The following is a 19,039-nucleotide window of genomic DNA, read 5'->3' on the forward strand; positions in this document are numbered from 1 at the left end:
CTCAGGACCCGGGCCGGTATTGCTCGGCCACGGCCTGCAGGGCCTGCAGCACTTGCGGGTCGTATCCGCTGCCTGACTGCTGCTGCAGTTCCGCCAGCGCGGCCTCATGGCCGAAGGCGGCGCGCCAGGGCCGCGCCGAGCTGAGGGCCATATAGCCATCGGCCACGGCCAGGATGCGTGCCGCCAGCGGAATGTCCGCCGCGCCCAGGCCCTGGGGATAGCCGCTGCCATCGGGCCGCTCATGGTGGTGCAGGGCCAACTCGCGGGCCAGCTTCAACAGCCGCGCTTCGGGCCGCACGGCCAGCATGTCCTCGATCAGGGTAGCGCCGATGCGGACATGCTCGCGTTGCTGGCGGCGCTGCAGCTCGCTCAGCGGAGTGGCCTGCTCCAGCAGTTCCGCCGACAGCTTGGCGTTGCCGATGTCGGCCAGCTGCGAAGCGCCCTGGATCAGGGCTGGCAGCCGCCTGTCCATGGCCACGCCATCAGCCTGCATCTGCAGCGCGAGATCGCGGCAGAGCTGGCCGCGGTGGGCCAGGTAGCGGGCATCCAGGTAGCTGGCCTGGCTGCCCAGCAGACCCAGCAGGGACAACGCGCCCTCCTGGTCCTGGCGCCCCTGTTCCAGCGCATCGAAGTTCTCGCTGGCCTGGACGATCTTGCGGCAGAACATGGCGGCCAGCAGCAGCTCGGCCTCGCTGATCTGGCGCGATCCGCCCAGCATCAGCACCACCGGCGGCAGCTCTGCCAGCTCGATGCGGCGCAGGCTGTAGCGGCCTTCGCGGGCCGGCACACCATCGGCAAACAGCGCCATGATGCGGGCGACCAGGGCCGGGTCCAGCACCTGGTCGACCGGCTCTCCGGCAAAGGCGTCGAAGTTGCCGGCGGCCGCCATGATGCTGCAGCCGCCGCCGTCCTCGTCCTGGCGCAAGAGCAGCAGGTCCTGCTCGCCGACCTCCAGCAGCGCCGCCAGCTGCTGCAAGAGGCCCGAGGCGAACAGGCTGCGCGAGCGGAAGTCCATGCTGCTGGCCGCGTCGAGGATCTTGACCAGGCCGCGCCGGTTCGATTCGATGGTCTGCAGGTCGTTGTACGAGCGCAGCGCCGCCACCAGCGACACGTAGAGCTTCTGCGCAGTCAGCTCGGCCTTGGCCTTGTAGTCGTTGATGTCGTAGTTCAGCGTGACCTCGCGCTCCGGCGCCAGGCCCGGCTGGCCGGTGCGCACGATGATGCGCACCAGCTTGTTGCCCAGCTCCTCGCGGATTTTGCGCACCGCGCGCAGGCCGGCATCGTTGGACTCCATCACCACGTCCAGCAGCACGACGGCGATGTCGGGATTGGCCTTCAGCACTTCGCAGGCCTCGCTGCCGGAATAGGCGTGGATGAACTGCAGGCGGCGCTCCATGAAGCTGAAGCTGTTCAGCGCCATCTTGGTGACGCTGTGGACCTCGGCATCGTCGTCGACGATCAGCAGCTTCCAGGGCGGCGCCGGCGGACGCTGATCGGCCTCGGCGTCGCGGTCGTCGTCGTCGAACATCAGGCGTTCGTCGCCAGCGTCTTTGGGGGTGGTGCTCACGGCAGCCTCCTCGGCTTAGGGAACGGGCTCATGTCTCGTAGCCCCAGATGTGGTTGAGGCCGAGCTTGACGATCTTGTCGCGCTCGACCACGTCGCGGATCTCGTACTCGCGCAGTTCGGTGCGCCGCGGCAGCGCGCGCTCGTAGGGTGCACCGCGCGGGCCGACCACCGCCTTGGCGGCCGGCGCCTTGGGGTTGTCGCCGCGCTGGGTCACGATGGCCAGCTCGCCGCTCTGCAAGCGCACAAAGGCGCCCGGCGGATAGACGCCCATGGCCTTGATCAGCAGCAGGGCCAGTTCCTCGTCGACCTCGGCGCCGCGGCGCATGTAGATGTCGCGCATGGCCAGCTTGCTGATCAAGGGCTCGCGGTGGGCATGCGGCGCGGTCAGCGCGGTGTAGAGGTCGGCGATCTTGAGGATGCGTGCGCCCAGGCTGATCTCGCCGGCCTTGAGGCCGCGCGGATAGCCGCTGCCGTCGGGGATCTCGTGGTGCTGCAGCACGGTCAGCAGCCAGCTGCTGTCCTGCACGCCCATGCTGCTCAGCAGGCGCACCGATTCCTGCGGATGCTGATGAAGCTGGGCCCGCTGCGCCGGCAGCAGCGGGCTGGCCTGACGGACCAGCTCTTCCTGCAGCTTGAGCATGGAGACGTCGGCGGTCAACGCCGCCGCCAGCAGCGGCAAGCGCTCCTCCGGGAGCATGCCCTTGCGCCCGGCCAGCAGCTCGCAGACTATGGCCCGGTGCAGCGGATGGCGCACGCCGTAGCGGCCGCCGATGTCGAGGTGAACGGCGCCCAGCACCTCGTCGGGATGGCCCATGCACAAGGCCTGCAGATGCCTGGCAATACCGAGCAGGCGGCTGGCATCGCCGGGCTCGGATTCCAGCTGGCTGAACCAGCGCAGCAGGTGGCCGTGGTAATCGGCCAGCAGCTCGAAGGGCGTGGGGGGCCGGTCGTTGACCACGTCGACCTTGTTCTGCACCTCGGCCGGCTTGCCGAAGAGGCCACGGTCGATCAGGAAATCGACCTGGCGCTGCGAATCGATGACCAGGCCCTTCTTCAGCAGCAGGTTGCCCTGTGCGTCGTAGCAGTCGAAGGGGACGGCCTTGCCGACCACCAGATGGCTGCTACTGAGCCGGTTCATCGGTTCGACCAGGTACTGCCCGCATGGGCCGAGTCTAGGGCCGGGGCTCGGGCCCGAAAAGCCGTTATTCGGCTTCTTTCTTGCGGCCCAGGTAGGTCTCGACCACGCGGGCATCGCCGGCCAGTTGCTCGGCCGGGCCCTCCAGCGCGATCTCGCCGGTCTCCAGCACATAGCCGTAGTCGGCCACTTCCAGCGCGGCACGGGCGTTCTGCTCGATCAGCAGGATGCTGACGCCGGCCTCCCGCAGCGTGGCAACGATGCGGAAGATCTCCTTGACGATCAACGGCGCGAGGCCGAGGCTGGGCTCGTCGAGCATCAAGAGCCGCGGCTTGCTCATCAGGGCGCGGCCCACAGCCAGCATCTGGCGCTCGCCGCCGGAGAGCGTGCCGGCCAGCTGCTTGCGCCGCTCCAGCAGGCGCGGGAACAGGGCATAGACCTTGTCCAGTTCGGCCCGCCAGGCGCGCTCGCCCAGCTTCATCGGCCGGAAGCCGCCGAGCACCAGGTTGTCCTCCACGCTCATGGTGGTGAACAGCTCGCGCTTCTCGGGCACCAGGGCCAGGCCGCGCATCACGCGCTCCTCCAGGCCCAGGCCGGCGATGTTCTCGCCTTCGAACAAGACCCGGCCCCGCGCCGGCAGCACGCCCATCAGCGCATTCAGCGTGGTGGACTTGCCGGCGCCGTTGGGGCCGATGACGGTGACCACCGAACCGGCGGCCAGCTTCAGATTGAGACCGCTCAGCACCTCGGCGCGGCCATAGCCGGCATGCAGGTCATGGACTTCAAGCAGGTTCGTCGTCATTTTCTTCAATGCTCCGTGCCCAGGTAGGCGGCGCGCACCTCGGGGCTGGCTTGCACCTCGGCCGGCGTGCCCTCGATCAGCTTGGTGCCGAACTCCATCACGACGATGCGGTCGGTGAGGCCCATGACGAAGTCCATGTCGTGCTCGACCAGCAGGATGGACAGCCCCTCGCCGCGCAGCTGGCGCAGCACCTCGGCCAGGGCCTGCTTCTCCTTGTGGCGCAGGCCGGCGGCCGGCTCGTCGAGCAGCAGCAGGGCCGGGTCGGTGCACAGCGCGCGGGCAATTTCCATCAGGCGCTGCGGGCCCAGGGCCAGGTTGCCGGCCAGCTCGTGCATCTGGGCGGCCATGCCTATGCGGGTCAGCTGGGCTTCGGCCTCCTTGAACAGGCGGCGCTCCTCGTCGCGGTCCAGCCTCAGCATCGCGCGCAGGCTGCCGGTGCTGGAGCGCAGGTAGCCGCCCAGGGCCACGTTCTCAAGCACCGTCATGTCCGGGATCATCTTGACGTGCTGGAAGGTGCGCGACATGCCGCGCCGCGCGATCAGCCGCGAAGCCTGCCCGCCGACCGCCTGGCCACGGAACGCGACCTGGCCGCTGGTGAGCGGCAGCACACCACTGATCAGGTTGAAGGTGGTGGACTTGCCGGCGCCGTTGGGGCCGATCAGGCCGACGATCTGGCCGGCGCGGACCTGGAAGCTGACGTCATTGACCGCCACCAGGCCGCCGAACTGCTTGCGCACCTTGTCCACATCCAGCAGCAGTTCGCCGGGCACAGGCTTGTCGCGCGCCGGCAGCGCGGCGGCATCGGTCCAGTCGCGCTCTCGTGGACGCTGCGGCAGCCAGCGCCGCAGCTGTGTCTCGACAAAGGGCCAAAGGCCCTTGGGTGCGTACTTGAGCATCAGCACCAGCACGATGCCCAGCACGATGATCTCGAAGTTGCCGTTGGAGCCCAGCAAGGCTGGCAGCAGCTCCTTCAATTGGTCTTCGATCAGCTTGACCACGGCCGCGCCGGCGAAGGCGCCCCAGACCGTGCCAATGCCGCCGACCACGGCCATGAACAGGTATTCGATGCCCATCTTCAGCTCGAAGGGGCTGGGGCTGACCGAGCGCTGGAAATGGGCGTAGAGCCAGCCCGAGGTCGAGGCAAGCAAGGCGGCGATGACGAAGATCACGACCTTGTAGCGCAGCGTCGAAACGCCCATGGCCTCGGCCATGGTGGTGGCGCCGTTCAGCGCGCGAATGGCCCGACCCGGCCGCGAGTCGAGCAGGTTGCGCACCGCCAGTGCGCTCAGCAGGGCGATCAACCAGATCAGCAGGTAGAACGAGCGGCCGTCGGCCAGGCTCCAGCCGAACAGCTGCAGCGGGGGCAGGCCCTGGATGCCGTCGTGCTTGCCCAGGAATTCCATGTTGCCCATGGTGTAGTACAGGCTCAGGCCCCAGGCGATGGTGGCCAGCGGCAGGTAGTGGCCCGACATGCGCAGCGTGATCCAGGCCAGCACCAGGGCCGCCACCAGGGTGACGGCCAGGCCCAGCACCAGGCCCAGCCAGGGCGACAGGCCGTAGCGCGTGCTCAGCAGCGCCGTTGCATAGGCGCCCAGGCCCACAAAGGCCGCCTGGCCGAATGAGGTCAGGCCGCCCACGCCGGTCAGCAGCACCAGGCCCAGCGAGACCATGGCGAACATGCCTATGTAGTTGAGCTGGGTGATCCAGAACTCGGGAACCGGCATCCAGGGCAGGCCGAACAGCAGGATCAGACCCGCGAGAGGCAGCAGTTTGCGCAGCATGGCTTGTTGATCGCTCGTCTCAATGTTCTTCGGAATGCGGGTCGCGTAGCGAGCGCCACAGCAGCACCGGCAGGATGGCGGTGAACACGATCACCTCCTTGAAGGCGCTGGCCCAGAAGGAGCTGAAGGATTCCAGCAGGCCGACCAACAGCGCACCGACGGCCGCGCCCGGGTAGCTGGCCAGGCCCGCGTAGACGGCGGCCACAAAGCCCTTGAGGCCGATGACGAAGCCGCTGTTGTAGGAGATGGTGGCCGTCGGGCTGATCAAGAGGCCCGACAGCGCGCCAATGAAGGCCGCCATCGTGAACGAGAGCCGGCCGGCCCCGTCGCTGGAGATGCCCATCAGGCGCGCGCCCAGGCGGTTCACCGCCGTGGCCCGCAGCGCCTTGCCCTGCAGGCTGCGCTCGAAGAACAGCCACAGCAGCACGATCAGGGCGGCCGAGCTGCCGATGATGATCAGGGTCTGGCCGGACAGCAGCAGCGGTCCCAGGTTGAAGCTGGCGTCCCAGAAGCTCGGGTTGCGCGAGCCCTCGGGGCCGAAGAACACCAGGCCGAAACCGGTCAGCGCGAAGTGCACGCCAACCGACACGATCAGCAGCACCAGGACCGAGGCATCGGCCAGCTGCTGGTAAGCCAGGCGGTAGATCAGGGGGCCCATGGCCGTGACCAGGGCCAGCGTCAGCAGGGCCTGGGCGAGCAGGGGCAGTTGCTGAGGGCCGGCCCAGATCGTCAGCAGGGCAATCGCCACCGGCGTGGCGGCTGCCTTCAGCAGCTTCAGCAGCAGTGGTCCGGGCGCCTTGCCGGCTCGCAGGCCGGCCCAGGCGTCCAGCACCGCGACTCCGCCGGCCAGGGCCAGCAGGAACCAGGCAGTGCCCGGCGTCTTGCCCAGCTGCAGGCTGGCCAGGGTCAGGGCGCCATAAGCCACGAACTCGCCCTGCGGGATGAAGATCACCCGGGTGACGGCGAACACCAGGACGGTGGCCAGGGCCAGCAAGGCATAGATGGCACCGTTGGTGACGCCATCCAGCGCCAGGATGCTTGCGATCGAGAAATCCATGGGAACTCCGCGCACAGGGCTTGCGTTGCCGACCGACTCTACGCAAAAACCCGGATCCGGCCGCTAGGAGCAGGCCGTATTGACAAAAGTCGTCCGACCAGTCGGTCGAAAATACATTCGGGTCAAAAGTAGACTGCCGCCATGCCCGACAAGACCCCGTTGCTGAGCCTGGAAGGCGCCCTCGCCCGAATAGAACTGCGCCGCCCGCAGCAGGCCAACCGGCTGGAGCTGCAGGACCTGGAAGCCCTGCACCACCATCTGGACCTGATAGAGCGCACGCCCGAGGTCCGGGTACTGCTGCTCAGCGCCCAGGGGCGCTACTTCTGCAGCGGCTTCAACATTGACAGCGTGCCGGGCGTCGATGCCGGCGCCCTGTTCGAACGGCTGGCCGACGAGCTGGAGAACTGCCGTGCGGTCACCATCGCCGCGATCAACGGCGGCGTCTACGGCGGCGCCACCGACCTGGCCCTGGCCTGCGATTTCCGGCTCGGCGTCGCCGCCTGCGAAATGTTCGTGCCGGCTCCCAAGCTGGGCCTGCATTTCTACCGCGGCGGCCTGGAGCGCTATGTCACCCGGCTGGGCATCAACATGGCCAAGCGGGTGCTGCTGGCGTGCGAAACCCTGGATGCCCAGCAGATGCTGGAGGGCCAGTTCCTGGACCGCGTACTGCCCGATGCAGACTCGTTGCGCCAGGCGTCCGAAGCCCTGGCCCAGGACCTGGCCGGCCTGGCCCCGCTGGCCCTGCTGGGCATGAAGAAGCACCTGAACCGCATCGCCCGCGGCACGTTGGACGCGGCCGATCTGCGCTCGGACATAGAGCGGGCCAACGCCTCAGAAGACCTGGCCGAAGGGGTAAAGGCTTGGCAGGAAAAACGCAAGCCCGTTTTTCGCGGTTCCTGACCCTCCCCCATTCGGGTGAAAGCCCGGGCTAGGGCCGGGAGGGGCACATGGTGGAAAATAGCGCCCTGGCGCAATGCGCCCTCCCCCAGCAACACTAGACCAGGACCAGCGTGGCCAAGGAAAGTACCAAGACGACCATCGAAGCGGATGGTCTGCGCTATCGCTCAAAAGCACCGGGCTCGCCGTTCGCAGCGACCTCGTCGTTCGGAGCGGCAACCATGTCGTGCTTCTTGTGCGGCAAGCATCGCCCGCGCGCCATGCTCAAGTCCAAGAAGCTACTCGGCAAATCGCAGCCAGTCTGCGCGCCCTCCTGCAAAGAGCTTGAGGCGCAACTGACGGCCAAGTAAGCCTTCCTTCCCATCGCGGCCCTCCCGGGCCGCGATGCTTTTCTGCTCAGGCTTCTTGCCTGAAGCAGCGCCCGCAGACCGATCGGTAGCGGGCATTGCCCCCGATCTCGACCTGCGCGCCCTCCGTGACCTTGCGGTTGGAGGCGTCGACGCGCATGTTCATCGTGGCCTTGCGGCCACAGTCGCAGATCGTCTTCATCTCGTCCATCTCGTCGGCCAGCGCCAGCAGCACGGCCGATCCGGGGAACAGCTCGCCCTGGAAATCCGTCCTCAGCCCGTAGCAGATCACCGGCACATGGTGGTTGTGGGCAATCTCGTGCAGCGCCCAGACCTGGGCCTTGCTGAGGAACTGGGCCTCGTCGATCAGCAGGCAGGCCACGGCCTGGCCTTTGAGATCCAGGGCCAGGAAATCAGTGCCGGCGTCAAAGACCTCGGCATCTCGCTTGGGCCCCAGGCGGGACGTGATGTAGCCGCGCCCATAGCGATCGTCCACCGAGGACGTGTACAGGCGGACCTGATGGCCGCGCTCCTCGTAGTTGTGCGCGACCTGCAGCAGGGCGGTCGACTTGCCGGCGTTCATCGCCGCGTAACGGAAAAACAGCTTGGCCATCGGAACAGGGGCAGGAAGGGAGCCGCGATTGTGCCGCCCGGCCGCCGCCAGACCTGGGCGAGGCTCGCGCGGGGCGCCCCCGGACAAACCCTCTACATCGGGCAAGCGAGCAGACGCTTGTCATGATCTGCCGCCTAACATCGCTCAACAACGAGGGATTTCGATTGCATCTGGCCCGCCACCCACAAGGTGCGGATCCTTGGTAGCCGAGTACAACAATGAGCAAAGACACCTACACCGCCGTCAGCAACGACGGCCTGCGCTACGAATCCAAGGTGGGCGGCTCGCCCTTCCTGGGCAGCGGCCATACCCGCTCCTGCTTCAAATGCGGCAAGCACCGCCCGCCCAGCGCGTTGCAATCCAAACGCATCCTGGGCCGCACCGAGGTGGTCTGCAAACCCAGCTGCGTCAAGCCCAAGAGCGAAGAGCAGCAGCAGCCGCAACAGGCCCTGGCGGAAGCCGAGGCATAAGAAAGAAAAAGGCCGCGGATCGCTCCGCGGCCTGCTGGTCCGCCTGACAACTATCCAGTCGCGGCCGCTCAGGCCACGCGACGGAGCTGGGCCCGCCCTCCGCGGGTCAGCCTGAACAAGTCCTTGGGATCATCCTCCGCCGGCGGCACCAGGGCCACGTCCTCGCCCACCTGGCGCGCCAGCGCCAGCCGGTGCACATAGCTCAGCGCCGAGAAGTCTTCCAGCGCAAAACCCACCGAATCGAACACCGTGATCTCGCTGGTCGAACTGCGGCCCGGCGCTTGACCGGTCAGCACCTGCCACAGCTCGGTCACCGGATGATCAGCCGGCAGCTGCTGGATGTCGCCCTCGATGCGGGTCTGGGGCTCGAACTCCACAAAGATCTTGCCGGCGCGCAGCACGTCGGCATGCAGCTCGGTCTTGCCCGGACAGTCGCCGCCGACGCCATTGATGTGCATGCCCGGCTCGATCATGTCGGGCGTGATGATGGTGGCACGGGTCTTGTCGGCCGTAACGGTGGTGACGATGTCGGCGCCGCGCACCGCCTCGGCGGTCGAGGCGCAGCGGACCAGGCGCAGGCCCGGATAGCCGGAGAGATTGCGGATCAGCTTGTCCGTGGCCCGCGGGTCCACATCGAACAAGCGGATTTCCTCAATGCCCAGCTGGCTGTGGAAGGCCAGGGCCTGGAATTCGCTTTGGGCGCCATTGCCTATCAGGGCCATCACCCGCGAATCCGGCCGGGCCAGCGCCTTGGCTGCCATCGCCGAGGTGGCGGCGGTGCGCAGGGCCGTGGTCAGGGTCAGTTCGCAAAGCAGTTCGGGATAGCCGGTGGCCACGTCAGCCAGCACACCGAAGGCCATCACGGTGAACATGCCGCGGGCCGTATTCTTGGGGTGGCCATTGACGTACTTGAAGGCGTAGCGGGCGCTGTCCGCGACCGGCATCAGCTCGATCACGCCGACGTCCGAATGGCTGGCCACGCGCGGGGCCTTGTCGAACTCGCCCCAGCGGGCAAAGTCGCTGCGCAGGGTGTCGGCCAGCTCGGCCATGAATTGGGGGACGCCGACTTCCTGGACCAGACGGGACAGGGCGGGCACATCGATGAAACGGGTCATGGCGGATCTCCTGGAAAGGGCGCCTCGCCGCCGCGTGCACCTCGGCCTCCATTCTGGGAACTCGCGCGGCCAACAAATAGCCAGAAACCTGTCAGATCCAATAGCTAAACTAGCCACATTGACACCTTGAGCTAGCAATATGTCCGGACTCGATGATGTGGACCGCGAGCTGATCGCCCTGCTGCGCGACAACGCCAGACTGCCGGTGTCGGCCCTGGCCAAGAAGCTCAAGGTCGCCCGGGGTACGGTGCAGAACCGCATGGCCCGGCTGGAGCGGGACGGCGTGATCGTGGGTTACACGGTGCGGCTCAAGCCCCAGGCCGAGGGTCAACGGATCCGAGCCCTGACCACGGTGGCGGTCGAGGGCAACCAGGCCAGCGAGGTGCTGCGGGCCTTGCGGGGCCATCCCAACGTGTTTGCCCTGCACACCACCAACGGCCGCTGGGATCTGGTGGCCGAGCTGCGCGCCGACACGCTGGAAGACTTCGACCGCGTGCTGTCCAGCATCCGCCTGATCGAAGGCATCGCCCAGACCGAGACCAGTTTGCTGCTGTCGACCCACAAGCTCTGAGCGCTCTTTGGTAACCCGCTTGACGCTGCCGAGCGGGGTTTGACCGCATCCTGGGCCGGCAGGCCTGCTCAACAATGCCGCGATCGGCCGGCCCGCCCGGCCAGGAGTTCGTCGAGCATGCTGTCCCGTTTGAAGTCTTCCCTTGTCCTGGTGCTCGCCCTGGTCGGCACTGCAGCGCTGGCCGCGCCGGCGGTCGAGCTCAAGTCGCCCGACGGCCGCCTGAGCATCGCCGTCAGCCTCGACCGCGATGGCCGCGCCAGCTACAGCGTCAGCCGCCTCGGCAAGCCTCTGATCGCCCCCTCGTCGCTGGGCTTTCTGCTGGCCGACGCGCCCAAGCTCGACCGAGGCTTCGCGCTGGAGTCCAGGACCGCCGCCACCGAACACGACGAGCGCTGGGAGCAGCCCTGGGGCGAGCAGCAGTTCATCCGCAACCGTTACAAGGAGCTCGACCTGGTCCTGCGCGAGCAGGAAGGCCTGCAGCGCCGGCTCGGCCTCAGGCTCAGGGCCTATGACGACGGCGTCGCCCTGCGCTACCTGTTCCCCGAGCAGCCGAACCTGAAACAGGTGCAGATCGGCGAGGAGCTGACCGAGTTCAACATCGCCAGCCCTGGCACGGCCTGGTGGAACACGGCCTTCGAATGGGACCGCGAGGAATACCTCTACAAGCGCACGCCCATCGAGCAGGTCGGCCTGGCCCAGACGCCGATGACCTTGCGCATGGCCGATGGCGTGCACCTGGCCCTGCACGAGGCCGCCCTGGTGGACTACGCCGGCATGAACCTCGTGCGGGTCGAGGACCGCCGACTCAAGGCCCAGCTGACGCCGGGCAGTGGCGGCCAACCCAAGGTGGTCCGGACCGCCCCCTTTGCCACGCCCTGGCGGATGATCCAGATCGCCGACAGCGCCGCCAGGCTCGCCGAGTCGCGCCTGATGCTGAACCTGAACGAGCCCAACGCCCTGGGCGACGTCTCCTGGTTCAAGCCCATGAAGTACGTCGGCATCTGGTGGGAGATGCACCAGAACCTCTCCACCTGGAGCAGCGGACCCACGCATGGCGCGACCACGGCCAATGCGCTTCGCCACATCGACTTCGCCGCACGGCACGGCTTCGGCGGCGTGCTGATCGAGGGCTGGAACAAGGGCTGGGACGGCAACTGGGTCGCCGACAGCCACAAGTTCAGTTTCACCGAGCCTTATGCCGACTTCGACCTGGAGCGGATCACGGCCTACGCCAGTTCCAAGGGCGTGCAGTTGATCGGCCACCACGAGACCGGCGCCAATGCCGCCAACTACGAGCGCCAGCTCGGCCCGGCCCTGGACCTCTACGCCAGGCTGGGCGTAGGCAGCATCAAGACCGGCTATGTCGCCGATGCCGCCCAGGCCAAGGTCCTGGGCAGCGATGGCGTCGAGCGCTACGGCTGGCACGAGGGCCAGGACATGGTCCGCCACCACCTCAAGGTGGTGCAGGAGGCGGCCAAGCGCCGGATCGCGATCAATCCGCATGAGCCGGTCAAGGACACCGGCCTGCGCCGCACCTATCCGAACTGGATCTCGCGTGAAGGCGCGCGCGGCCAGGAGTACAACGCCTGGGGCAGCCCGGGCAATCCGCCCGAGCACGAGGTCAACCTGGTGTTCACGCGGCTGCTGTCCGCGCCCATGGACTTCACGCCCGGCATCCTGGCCATGAAGACGCAGCAGCCCGCCGGCGTCGTCACCACCTGGGCCAAGCAGCTGGCCCTCTACGTGGTGATCTACAGCCCTATCCAGATGGCCGCCGACCTGCTGGACAACTACGAGAAGCATCCGCTGCCGTTCGAGTTCATCAAGCAGGTGCCGGTGGACTGGAGCGAGACCAGGGTGCTCAACGGCGAGGTCGGCGACTACGTGACCATCGCCCGCAAGCAGCGCGGCGGCGAGGACTGGTACCTGGGCGCCATCACCGACGAGCACCCGCGAAGCCTCGAGCTGAAGCTGGACTTCCTTGAGCCCGGCGCCCGTTACCGCGCCCACATCTACCGCGACGGTCCCAGGGCCAACTACACGACAGCGCGTGAGGACCTGGTGGTCGAGCGGCGCGAAGTCGGCTCGGCCAGCCGGCTGGTGTTGAGACTCGCGCCCGGCGGCGGCCAGGCCATCCGCTTCGAGAAGCTGGCGGGGGCGCGATGAACAAAGGCTTGTTGCGCGCGGCCACGTTGGTGGCCTGCCTTGTTGTCGGTGGATCGGCGAATGCCAAGGATCCCAGGCCAGGCGTCGAGGCCCTGTTCACCGGCATGGCGCTGAAGGTCAGCCCCGACAAGCCACGCCACTTCGTCGTCGGCGACAACGTCGACGGCTACCTCGACGCCCGCACCGGCGGCCATGGCCTCGGCGAGGGCTACTGGATAGGCCAGCAAATCCTGTTCAAAGACCAGGCCAGCTATGTCGATGGCCGCCTGCTGGACCGCGCCTCGCCACGCGCGCAGGAGCGGGTGCTGCCCTATGGCCGTGAACTGCGCCTGGGGCCTGATCAAGAGCAACTGGTGATGCACGCCGGCAGCCGGCGCCTGTCCATGCAGGTCGGCAGCGACAAGGCCGCCCGGCTCGCCATCCAGCCGCTCTGGAAGAGCCAGCCGGCCACGCTGCGCTGGGAAGGTCAGGTCTTGCTGATCCAGTGGACGGACAGCCCGCTGGTCGCGGCGCTCAGCGCTGATCAGCCGTTCGAGATTGCCGCCGATGGCAGTGCCCTCGCGGCCGGCATGCCGCTGCTGCAGGCCAAGGAGAAGTCGCGCCGATTCACGCTGCATCTGGCCATCGCGGCCGACGAAGCATCGGCCCTGGCCCAGGCTCGTGCCATGTCCGGCTCGGACCAGGTGATCGCCCAAAGCCTGGCCAGCCTGCACGAGCGCCTGACCCGCAGCTGGCTGTCCACCGGTGACGCCAGCTACGACCAGGCCCTGCTGTGGGCCAAGGCCTCGGCCCTGGGCTTTCTGGTCGATGAATACGGCCGCGGCCTCTGGGCCGGCCTGCCCTGGTTCCGCGAGAACTGGGGGCGCGACACCTTCATCGCCCTGCCTGGCACCCTGCTGGTCAGCGGCCATTTCGAGTCGGCCCGTGAGGTGCTGGACAACTTCGCCCGCTACCAGAACCTGGAGCCGCCCAAGGACGGCGATGCCAAGGACCCGGTGGCCGGCCAGCGCGCCAGCCACTACGGTCGCATTCCCAACCGGGTGCGGGGTGAAGAGAAGATCTACAACACGGTGGACGGCACGCCCTGGATGCTGCGCGAAGGCCTGGAGTACGTGCGCTACAGCGGCGACACCGGCTTTGCCGAGCAGTTGCTGAAACTGGCCAAGCCCTACATTGACGGCGCGCTCAAGCATTCGGTCGACGCCGACGGCCTGCTGGTCCATGACGACGCCGACACCTGGATGGATGCGCGCATCGAAGGCCGTGAGCCCTGGTCGGCCCGCGGCCCGCGGGCTGTCGAAATCCAAGCGCTCTGGATCACGGCGCTGGAAGCCGCCGCCGAGCTGGCCGAATGGCAGGGCAAGTCCCTCGAACTGGCCAAGGCCTGGCGCTCTCATGCTGCCCGTGCTCGGCAAAGCCTGCTGCGCTTGTTCTGGGATGGCCGCGCAATGGCAGACCGGCTGCGCGCCGACGGAAGCCGCGACCTGAAGCTGAGGCCCAATCAGCTGATGCTGGTCTCGGTGCCGCTCGATCCTCTGCAACCCATCGTGCCGCTGGACGTCGAGGCCCGCATGCTGCGCAGTTCGGTCAACGGCCTGCTGTTTCCGTACGGCATCGCCTCGCTGGACCCGACGAGCGACTACTTCCATCCCCACCACGTCAACGACACCTACCACCACAAGGACGCGGCTTACCACAACGGCACGATCTGGGGCTGGAACGCCGGCTTCGCGATCACGGCCCTGAACAAGTTCGGCCAGCAAGACCTGGCCTGGCAGCTGAGCCGCAACCTTGCCGAGCAGGTGCTGGGCCGCAACGTCGATGGCACCCTGGGCACGATGAGCGAGCTGCTCGACGCCCTGCCCGGCGCCGATGGCCGGCCGGGGCCCTCGGGCACCTTCGCCCAGTCCTGGAGCGTGGCGGAGTTCGAGCGCAATGGCTTCCAGGACTTCCTGGGCTTCCGGCCCGACCTGCTGCGCGGCGAATTGCGTTTTTCGCCCGCCCTGCCGCAAGCCTGGCGACGCTTTGATGCCGTGCTGCCGTTTGGCCGCGGGGCCTCGCTGCAGGTGCAGGGTCAGCGCGAGCGCCATGGCTGGCGCTGGACCCTCAGGTCGCTAGGCACTGGCCAGGTGCAGAAGCTGGCCTTCGATGTTCTCGATGCCCGTGGTGGCCGGCAGCGCCTGAGCTTCCAGCTTCCGCCGGAGCGGCCGGTCGTGCTACGAATGGCTGGAACCAAAGCCAGCCTGGACGGCAAGCCGCTGAAGCAGCAGCCGGTCCAGGCCAGCCAGCAGGCCCTGCTGCAAGGGTTGCGGTTTGTGACGCCACCGGCTGCAGGTCAGTCATTTCCGATGACGGCCGGCAAGGATCAGCTCAAGGCGCTGATCCTGCGCGGCGACTTCCGCTGAAGCGCGACTTCAGACAAACATGCCGCCCGAAGCCTCGATGCGCTGGGCATTGATCCAGCGGCCGGCCGGCGCCAGCAGCGAGGCGATCACCGGACCGATGTCGTCCGGCACGCCGACGCGGCCGAGCGCCGTCTGGCTGGCGACAAAGCGGTTCACATCCGCCACATCGCGAACCAGGCCACCGCCGAAGTCGGTCTCGATGGCACCCGGCGCCACGGCGTTGACCGCAATGCCCCGCGGACCGAGTTCCTTGGCGAGATAGCGGGTCAGCACCTCGATGCCGCCCTTCATTGCCGCATAGGCCGAATAGCCCGGCAGCGCGAAGCGGGTCAGGCCGGTCGACAGATTGACGATGCGGCCGCCATCGCTGATCAGCGGCAGCAAGGCCTGGGTCAGGAAGTAGGGCCCCTTCAGGTGGATGCGCATCAGCTCGTCGAACTGCTCGGGAGTGGTCTCGGCAAAAGCCTGGTGGATACCGATGCCGGCGTTGTTGACCAGGAAGTCGAACTGCTCGGCGTCCCAGACCTCGCGCAGCTGCTGGCGCAGTTCGACAACGAAGGCCGGGATGCTGTCGGTCTTGGCGATGTCCAGCGGCAGGATGACGGCCCTGCGGCCCAGTGCCTGGACCTCGGCCAGCAGGCTTTGCGCCTCTTCGCGCTGGCTGCGGTAGGTGAGCACCAGGTCAACGCCCTGGGCGGCAAGTTGCAGGGCGGTGTTGCGGCCCAGGCCGCGGCTGGCACCGGTGATGAGGGCGATCTTGGGGTCCATGAGGATTCCGTTTCCTTGGTGGCGCGGCCCGGGATGGGCTGCGATGGATTCAGTCTATTAATCGCCAATGAAGAGATAAATGGCGATTGATTGCTTAGACTGATCAGGAAATCAGACCAATAGGAGCATCCATGCAGCCGATTGCCGCCATGCAGGCCTTTGTCCGGGTGGCCGAGCTCAGCAGCTTCACCCAGGCGGCCGATCAGCTCGGCCTGCCCAAGGCCGCGGTCTCGGCGGCGGTACGTTCGCTGGAAGCAGAGCTGGGCACCCGGCTCTTGCACCGCACGACACGGCGCGTTCAGCTGACCCAGGACGGCCAGCAAGCTCTGCAGCGCTGCCAGGACCTGCTGGCCGACTACGAGGAGCTGCAGCAGCTATTCCATGGCGACGGTGCCCCGCTTGGCGGACGATTGCGGGTTGACATGCCAATGGGTGTCGCACGGAATGTGGTGCTACCGGCCTTGCCCGCGTTCCTGCAAGCGCATCCGCAGCTGGAACTGGACCTGAGCAGCACCGACCGCCGCGTAGACCCGGTCCGTGAGGGCTTCGACTGCGTGCTGCGAGTCGGCCCGCTCGGCGAATCAAGCCTGGTGGCCCGGCCGCTGGGCCAATACCGGATGCTGAATGTGGCCAGCCCGGCCTATCTTGCGAGCCATGGCCGGCCGGAGTCTCTGCAAGACCTCGTGCAGCATCGGCTGGTTCACTACCAAGCCACCTTGGGACAGCGGGCCGCTGGATTCGAATACGTCGATGAGGCGCAGCAGGTCCGGTTCCAACCCATGGCCGGCATGCTGACGGTCAACAACTCCGAGTCCTACCTGGCCGCCTGCCTGGCAGGTCTGGGCATCATCCAGACGCCGGCACCCGCCATGCGCTCGCTGATCGACACTGGCCAGCTGGTCGAACTGCTGCCTCTATGGCAAGCAGCGCCCATGCCCGTCACCCTGCTCTATCCACACCGCCGCCATCAGCCCAAGCGGGTGCAGGTCTTCATGAACTGGCTGGCTGAGGTGATGCGGCCGTATCTGGCGGAGACCTAGCCTCAATCAACACAGCTTGCGCGCCAGACTCCGTTCAGACGCGACAGGTTGCGCAACGGAGCCCGGGGGCGGTACAGCTGGAGCGACAGACACCTTGCACGCTCCGAAATGCAAAACGCCAACCCATTGGGTTGGCGTTGGCGACTTGGTTGCGGGGGCAGGATTTGAACCTACGACCTTTGGGTTATGAGCCCAACGAGCTACCAGACTGCTCCACCCCGCGACTGATCTGTCTTCGTTCTCTAACGAAGAAGCCGCTCCTGGGATGAGCGGCTTCAGCGATGGGCCTAGGCCCGAAATTGCTGGTTGCGGGGGCAGGATTTGAACCTACGACCTTTGGGTTATGAGCCCAACGAGCTACCAGACTGCTCCACCCCGCGACTGAAGCTAGCAGTATAGCGCAATTCTCAGAGGCCGGCGAGCGCGAGCGTCGATTGAAAGCGCTGGGCGTCCTGATAGCCGATCAGGCGAGCCTCACGGATCTCGCGACCCATGGCATCGAAGAAGACGGTTCCGGGAGGGCCGAAGAGCTTGAAGCGCTTAAGCAGTTCCTTGTCGGCTGGACTGTTGGCCGTGACATCTGCCTTGAGCAGCAAGGCCCCGGCAAGGCGCTGACGGACTTGTGCGTCGCTAAAGGTGTAGCGCTCCATCTCCTTGCACGACACGCACCAGTCGGCATAGAAGTCCAGCATGACTGGGCGCGCGGCACTTGCAATGGCGGCATCCAGCTCGGCCACACTGCGCACGGGCTGGAAACTCAGGCCGCCCTGGCCGCTTGGACCGCTGGTAGCAGACTCGGCGCGAGCCACCGACAGGCCCGCCAAAGGCTTCAGCGGATCGGTACCGCCGGCCGCTGCACCAAGCAATTGGAGCAAGCCGTAGACCAGTGCTACGACAGCCACCGTCTTGCGCAACCAGGTCCTGGGGCGGCCTGCCGCATGCCCGTGTTCGAAGAGCCCCAGCATCGCGGCCGAAGCAATCAACAGCGCCCCCCACAGCGCTTGCGCCAGCGGCGCCGGCAGCACTGGCTGCACGGTCCAGAGCGCAACGCCGAGCAGCAGCATGCCGAAGAAATGCTTGACGCCATCCATCCAGGCACCAGCGCGCGGCAGCAGAGCGCCGGCCGATGCGCCGAGCAGTAGCAGCGGCACGCTCATGCCGCAAGCCAAAGCAAAGAGCGCGGCACCGCCAATCAAGACGTCACGGCTCTGGCTCAAATAGACAAGGGCCCCTGCGAGCGGAGCGGCCACGCAAGGGCTGACGATCAGAGCTGAAACTCCACCCATAACAAAGACGCCAGCAAAATGGCCGGCCGGCAGCTTTTGCGATGCGCTCGAAAGCCCGCCGGTCATCGAATGAGGCAACTGCAACTCGTAGACGCCAAACATCGAGAGAGAGAAACCCACCAGAGTCGTTGCAAACAGGGCCAGCACCCATGGCTGTTGCAACGCCGCCGCCAGACCTTCACCAGCCAAGCCGGCCGCGACCCCAAGGCCTGTATAGACGAGGGCCATGCCAAGCGAATAGCTCAGCGCGAGCAGGAAGCTTCGACCCCGTGACGCCCTGGCCGCGCCTTCGCCAACGATGATGGACGAAAGAATGGGCAACATTGGCAGCACGCAAGGTGTCAGGGATAGCAGCAGCCCAGCCACGAAGAACACGCCCACGACGGTCCAGAAGCGTCCAGACTGCAGCGCAGCGTCCAGGCGGCCGGACTCAGTCGAAGTTGCAGCTGGAACGGATTCGGATGCGGGCGACGATTTGCCCTTGGCCGCTTCGGCCGCTGGCAAGGTCACGTCAACGCTCGTCACCTGCGGCGGATAGCAGAGCCCCTTGTCGGCACAACCCTGACCAGTCACCGTCAGCTTGAACGGCCCTGGCGCCGCACTCACGGGAACTTGCACCTCGAGCTGAGCACGGTAGATCTCGACCGTCTTCTGGAAAGTCTCGTCGAACTTGGTCTTGCCTGCAGGCATGACGAGTTTGCCCAGCGTAGCCCCATGCGCCTCGACTCGAAATTGCTCCCGGTACATGTAGTAGCCCGGCGCAATTTGGTAACGCACCTCAACAGTGTTCGCATCAACGGCCCTCACGGTGAGCTTGAAGGCCTGCTCGGGCTCCAGAAAGTCGTCATCGGCTCTGACCTGGAAGGAGCCCAAGGACAGCAGGATCAGGAGCGACAGCAATACGAGTCGTTGCAGCGACAAACGAAGCATGGTGGGGATCAAGGTCTGGCCGCGCGAAGCACGGATATATCGGGACAAGAAGGCGCGCAGCTTAGCGCCATTCGACGCCGGACGCCCGC

16 protein-coding genes and 2 tRNA genes are annotated in these 19,039 nt (G+C 66.8%); 7 read left to right on the forward strand and 11 right to left on the reverse strand.

From position 1 onward, the window contains the following. Position 1 precedes the first annotated feature (1 nt). The 5 genes from QT382_RS11835 to QT382_RS11855 form a co-directional block, all read right to left on the reverse strand. Positions 2 to 1,567, reverse strand: a complete 1,566-nt coding sequence (locus QT382_RS11835) for a DUF3369 domain-containing protein (protein WP_289254239.1) — start codon at positions 1,565 to 1,567, stop codon at positions 2 to 4. Between the two features lie 28 nt (positions 1,568 to 1,595). After that, positions 1,596 to 2,705, reverse strand: a complete 1,110-nt coding sequence (locus tag QT382_RS11840; RefSeq protein WP_289254240.1) for an HD-GYP domain-containing protein — start codon at positions 2,703 to 2,705, stop codon at positions 1,596 to 1,598. 64 nt (positions 2,706 to 2,769) lie between these two features. After that, on the reverse strand, positions 2,770 to 3,504 hold the full coding sequence (locus QT382_RS11845; protein WP_289254241.1) for an ABC transporter ATP-binding protein: 735 nt from the start codon (positions 3,502 to 3,504) through the stop codon (positions 2,770 to 2,772). Between the two features lie 5 nt (positions 3,505 to 3,509). After that, the gene (locus QT382_RS11850; protein ID WP_289254242.1) at positions 3,510 to 5,285 is read right to left on the reverse strand and encodes a branched-chain amino acid ABC transporter ATP-binding protein/permease; all 1,776 of its coding nucleotides are present in this window, start codon (positions 5,283 to 5,285) and stop codon (positions 3,510 to 3,512) included. Between the two features lie 19 nt (positions 5,286 to 5,304). Further along, positions 5,305 to 6,342: a branched-chain amino acid ABC transporter permease gene (locus tag QT382_RS11855; protein ID WP_289254243.1), complete on the reverse strand. Its 1,038-nt coding sequence runs from the start codon at positions 6,340 to 6,342 to the stop codon at positions 5,305 to 5,307. Between the two features lie 141 nt (positions 6,343 to 6,483). On the opposite strand from QT382_RS11855, the gene QT382_RS11860 reads away from it, so the two are divergent. Together QT382_RS11860 and QT382_RS11865 are read left to right on the forward strand one after the other, a co-directional pair. Then, positions 6,484 to 7,242, forward strand: a complete 759-nt coding sequence (locus tag QT382_RS11860) for an enoyl-CoA hydratase/isomerase family protein (RefSeq protein WP_289254244.1) — start codon at positions 6,484 to 6,486, stop codon at positions 7,240 to 7,242. Between the two features lie 110 nt (positions 7,243 to 7,352). Next, positions 7,353 to 7,589: a hypothetical protein gene (locus QT382_RS11865; RefSeq protein WP_289254245.1), complete on the forward strand. Its 237-nt coding sequence runs from the start codon at positions 7,353 to 7,355 to the stop codon at positions 7,587 to 7,589. A 46-nt stretch (positions 7,590 to 7,635) separates the two neighbouring features. Here the strand turns inward: QT382_RS11865 and QT382_RS11870 are convergent, their stop codons facing one another. Continuing rightward, positions 7,636 to 8,199 (reverse strand): thymidine kinase, encoded by a 564-nt coding sequence (locus tag QT382_RS11870; RefSeq protein WP_289254246.1) that lies wholly within the window; start codon positions 8,197 to 8,199, stop codon positions 7,636 to 7,638. A 218-nt stretch (positions 8,200 to 8,417) separates the two neighbouring features. Between QT382_RS11870 and QT382_RS11875 the strand changes: the two genes are divergently transcribed. Continuing rightward, positions 8,418 to 8,669, forward strand: coding sequence for a hypothetical protein (locus QT382_RS11875; RefSeq protein ID WP_289254247.1), 252 nt, complete (start codon positions 8,418 to 8,420; stop codon positions 8,667 to 8,669). 68 nt (positions 8,670 to 8,737) lie between these two features. Here QT382_RS11875 and ocd read toward each other — a convergent pair whose 3' ends face one another. Then, positions 8,738 to 9,784: an ornithine cyclodeaminase gene (gene ocd / locus QT382_RS11880; RefSeq protein WP_289254248.1), complete on the reverse strand. Its 1,047-nt coding sequence runs from the start codon at positions 9,782 to 9,784 to the stop codon at positions 8,738 to 8,740. Positions 9,785 to 9,923: 139 nt separating this feature from the next. On the opposite strand from ocd, the gene QT382_RS11885 reads away from it, so the two are divergent. The 3 genes from QT382_RS11885 to QT382_RS11895 all read left to right on the forward strand — a co-directional run bounded on the left by QT382_RS11885 (position 9,924) and on the right by QT382_RS11895 (position 14,926). Beyond that, positions 9,924 to 10,355, forward strand: coding sequence for an Lrp/AsnC family transcriptional regulator (locus tag QT382_RS11885; RefSeq protein WP_289254249.1), 432 nt, complete (start codon positions 9,924 to 9,926; stop codon positions 10,353 to 10,355). A gap of 117 nt (positions 10,356 to 10,472) precedes the next feature. Then, complete coding sequence (locus QT382_RS11890; RefSeq protein WP_289254250.1) at positions 10,473 to 12,521, forward strand: glycoside hydrolase family 97 protein; 2,049 nt, start codon at positions 10,473 to 10,475, stop codon at positions 12,519 to 12,521. Then, positions 12,518 to 14,926 carry an amylo-alpha-1,6-glucosidase gene (locus QT382_RS11895; RefSeq protein ID WP_289254251.1) on the forward strand — a complete coding sequence of 803 codons (2,409 nt, stop codon included), beginning with the start codon at positions 12,518 to 12,520 and terminating at the stop codon, positions 14,924 to 14,926. Before QT382_RS11890 ends, QT382_RS11895 begins: the two co-directional genes overlap by 4 nt. A 9-nt stretch (positions 14,927 to 14,935) precedes the next feature. Here the strand turns inward: QT382_RS11895 and QT382_RS11900 are convergent, their stop codons facing one another. Beyond that, entirely contained in the window at positions 14,936 to 15,694 is a 759-nt protein-coding gene (locus QT382_RS11900) for an SDR family NAD(P)-dependent oxidoreductase (protein ID WP_289254252.1), read from the reverse strand. A 131-nt stretch (positions 15,695 to 15,825) separates the two neighbouring features. On the opposite strand from QT382_RS11900, the gene QT382_RS11905 reads away from it, so the two are divergent. Next, entirely contained in the window at positions 15,826 to 16,734 is a 909-nt protein-coding gene (locus QT382_RS11905) for a LysR family transcriptional regulator (protein ID WP_289254253.1), read from the forward strand. A gap of 146 nt (positions 16,735 to 16,880) precedes the next feature. On the opposite strand, the gene QT382_RS11910 is transcribed toward QT382_RS11905, so the two are convergent. The 3 genes from QT382_RS11910 to dsbD form a co-directional block, all read right to left on the reverse strand. Further along, positions 16,881 to 16,957: transfer RNA gene (locus QT382_RS11910), tRNA-Met, on the reverse strand. An 80-nt stretch (positions 16,958 to 17,037) separates the two neighbouring features. Further along, positions 17,038 to 17,114 (reverse strand) — tRNA-Met (locus tag QT382_RS11915). Between the two features lie 27 nt (positions 17,115 to 17,141). Continuing rightward, positions 17,142 to 18,950 (reverse strand): protein-disulfide reductase DsbD, encoded by a 1,809-nt coding sequence (gene dsbD / locus QT382_RS11920; protein ID WP_289254254.1) that lies wholly within the window; start codon positions 18,948 to 18,950, stop codon positions 17,142 to 17,144. Between the last annotated feature and the right edge of the window lie 89 nt (positions 18,951 to 19,039).

It is taken from the genome of Pelomonas sp. SE-A7, assembly GCF_030345705.1.
Classification (GTDB): domain Bacteria; phylum Pseudomonadota; class Gammaproteobacteria; order Burkholderiales; family Burkholderiaceae_C; genus JAUASW01.

Coding starts and splice junctions, on each gene's coding strand:
- QT382_RS11895 (WP_289254251.1), top strand. CDS start 12,518: ATGAACAAAGGCTTGTTGCGCGCGGCCACGTTGGTGGCCTGCCTTGTT.
- QT382_RS11890 (WP_289254250.1), top strand. CDS start 10,473: ATGCTGTCCCGTTTGAAGTCTTCCCTTGTCCTGGTGCTCGCCCTGGTC.
- QT382_RS11905 (WP_289254253.1), top strand. CDS start 15,826: ATGCAGCCGATTGCCGCCATGCAGGCCTTTGTCCGGGTGGCCGAGCTC.
- QT382_RS11860 (WP_289254244.1), top strand. CDS start 6,484: ATGCCCGACAAGACCCCGTTGCTGAGCCTGGAAGGCGCCCTCGCCCGA.
- QT382_RS11845 (WP_289254241.1), bottom strand. CDS start 3,504: ATGACGACGAACCTGCTTGAAGTCCATGACCTGCATGCCGGCTATGGC.
- QT382_RS11840 (WP_289254240.1), bottom strand. CDS start 2,705: ATGAACCGGCTCAGTAGCAGCCATCTGGTGGTCGGCAAGGCCGTCCCC.
- QT382_RS11900 (WP_289254252.1), bottom strand. CDS start 15,694: ATGGACCCCAAGATCGCCCTCATCACCGGTGCCAGCCGCGGCCTGGGC.
- dsbD (WP_289254254.1), bottom strand. CDS start 18,950: ATGCTTCGTTTGTCGCTGCAACGACTCGTATTGCTGTCGCTCCTGATC.
- QT382_RS11870 (WP_289254246.1), bottom strand. CDS start 8,199: ATGGCCAAGCTGTTTTTCCGTTACGCGGCGATGAACGCCGGCAAGTCG.
- ocd (WP_289254248.1), bottom strand. CDS start 9,784: ATGACCCGTTTCATCGATGTGCCCGCCCTGTCCCGTCTGGTCCAGGAA.
- QT382_RS11885 (WP_289254249.1), top strand. CDS start 9,924: ATGTCCGGACTCGATGATGTGGACCGCGAGCTGATCGCCCTGCTGCGC.
- QT382_RS11855 (WP_289254243.1), bottom strand. CDS start 6,342: ATGGATTTCTCGATCGCAAGCATCCTGGCGCTGGATGGCGTCACCAAC.
- QT382_RS11850 (WP_289254242.1), bottom strand. CDS start 5,285: ATGCTGCGCAAACTGCTGCCTCTCGCGGGTCTGATCCTGCTGTTCGGC.
- QT382_RS11875 (WP_289254247.1), top strand. CDS start 8,418: ATGAGCAAAGACACCTACACCGCCGTCAGCAACGACGGCCTGCGCTAC.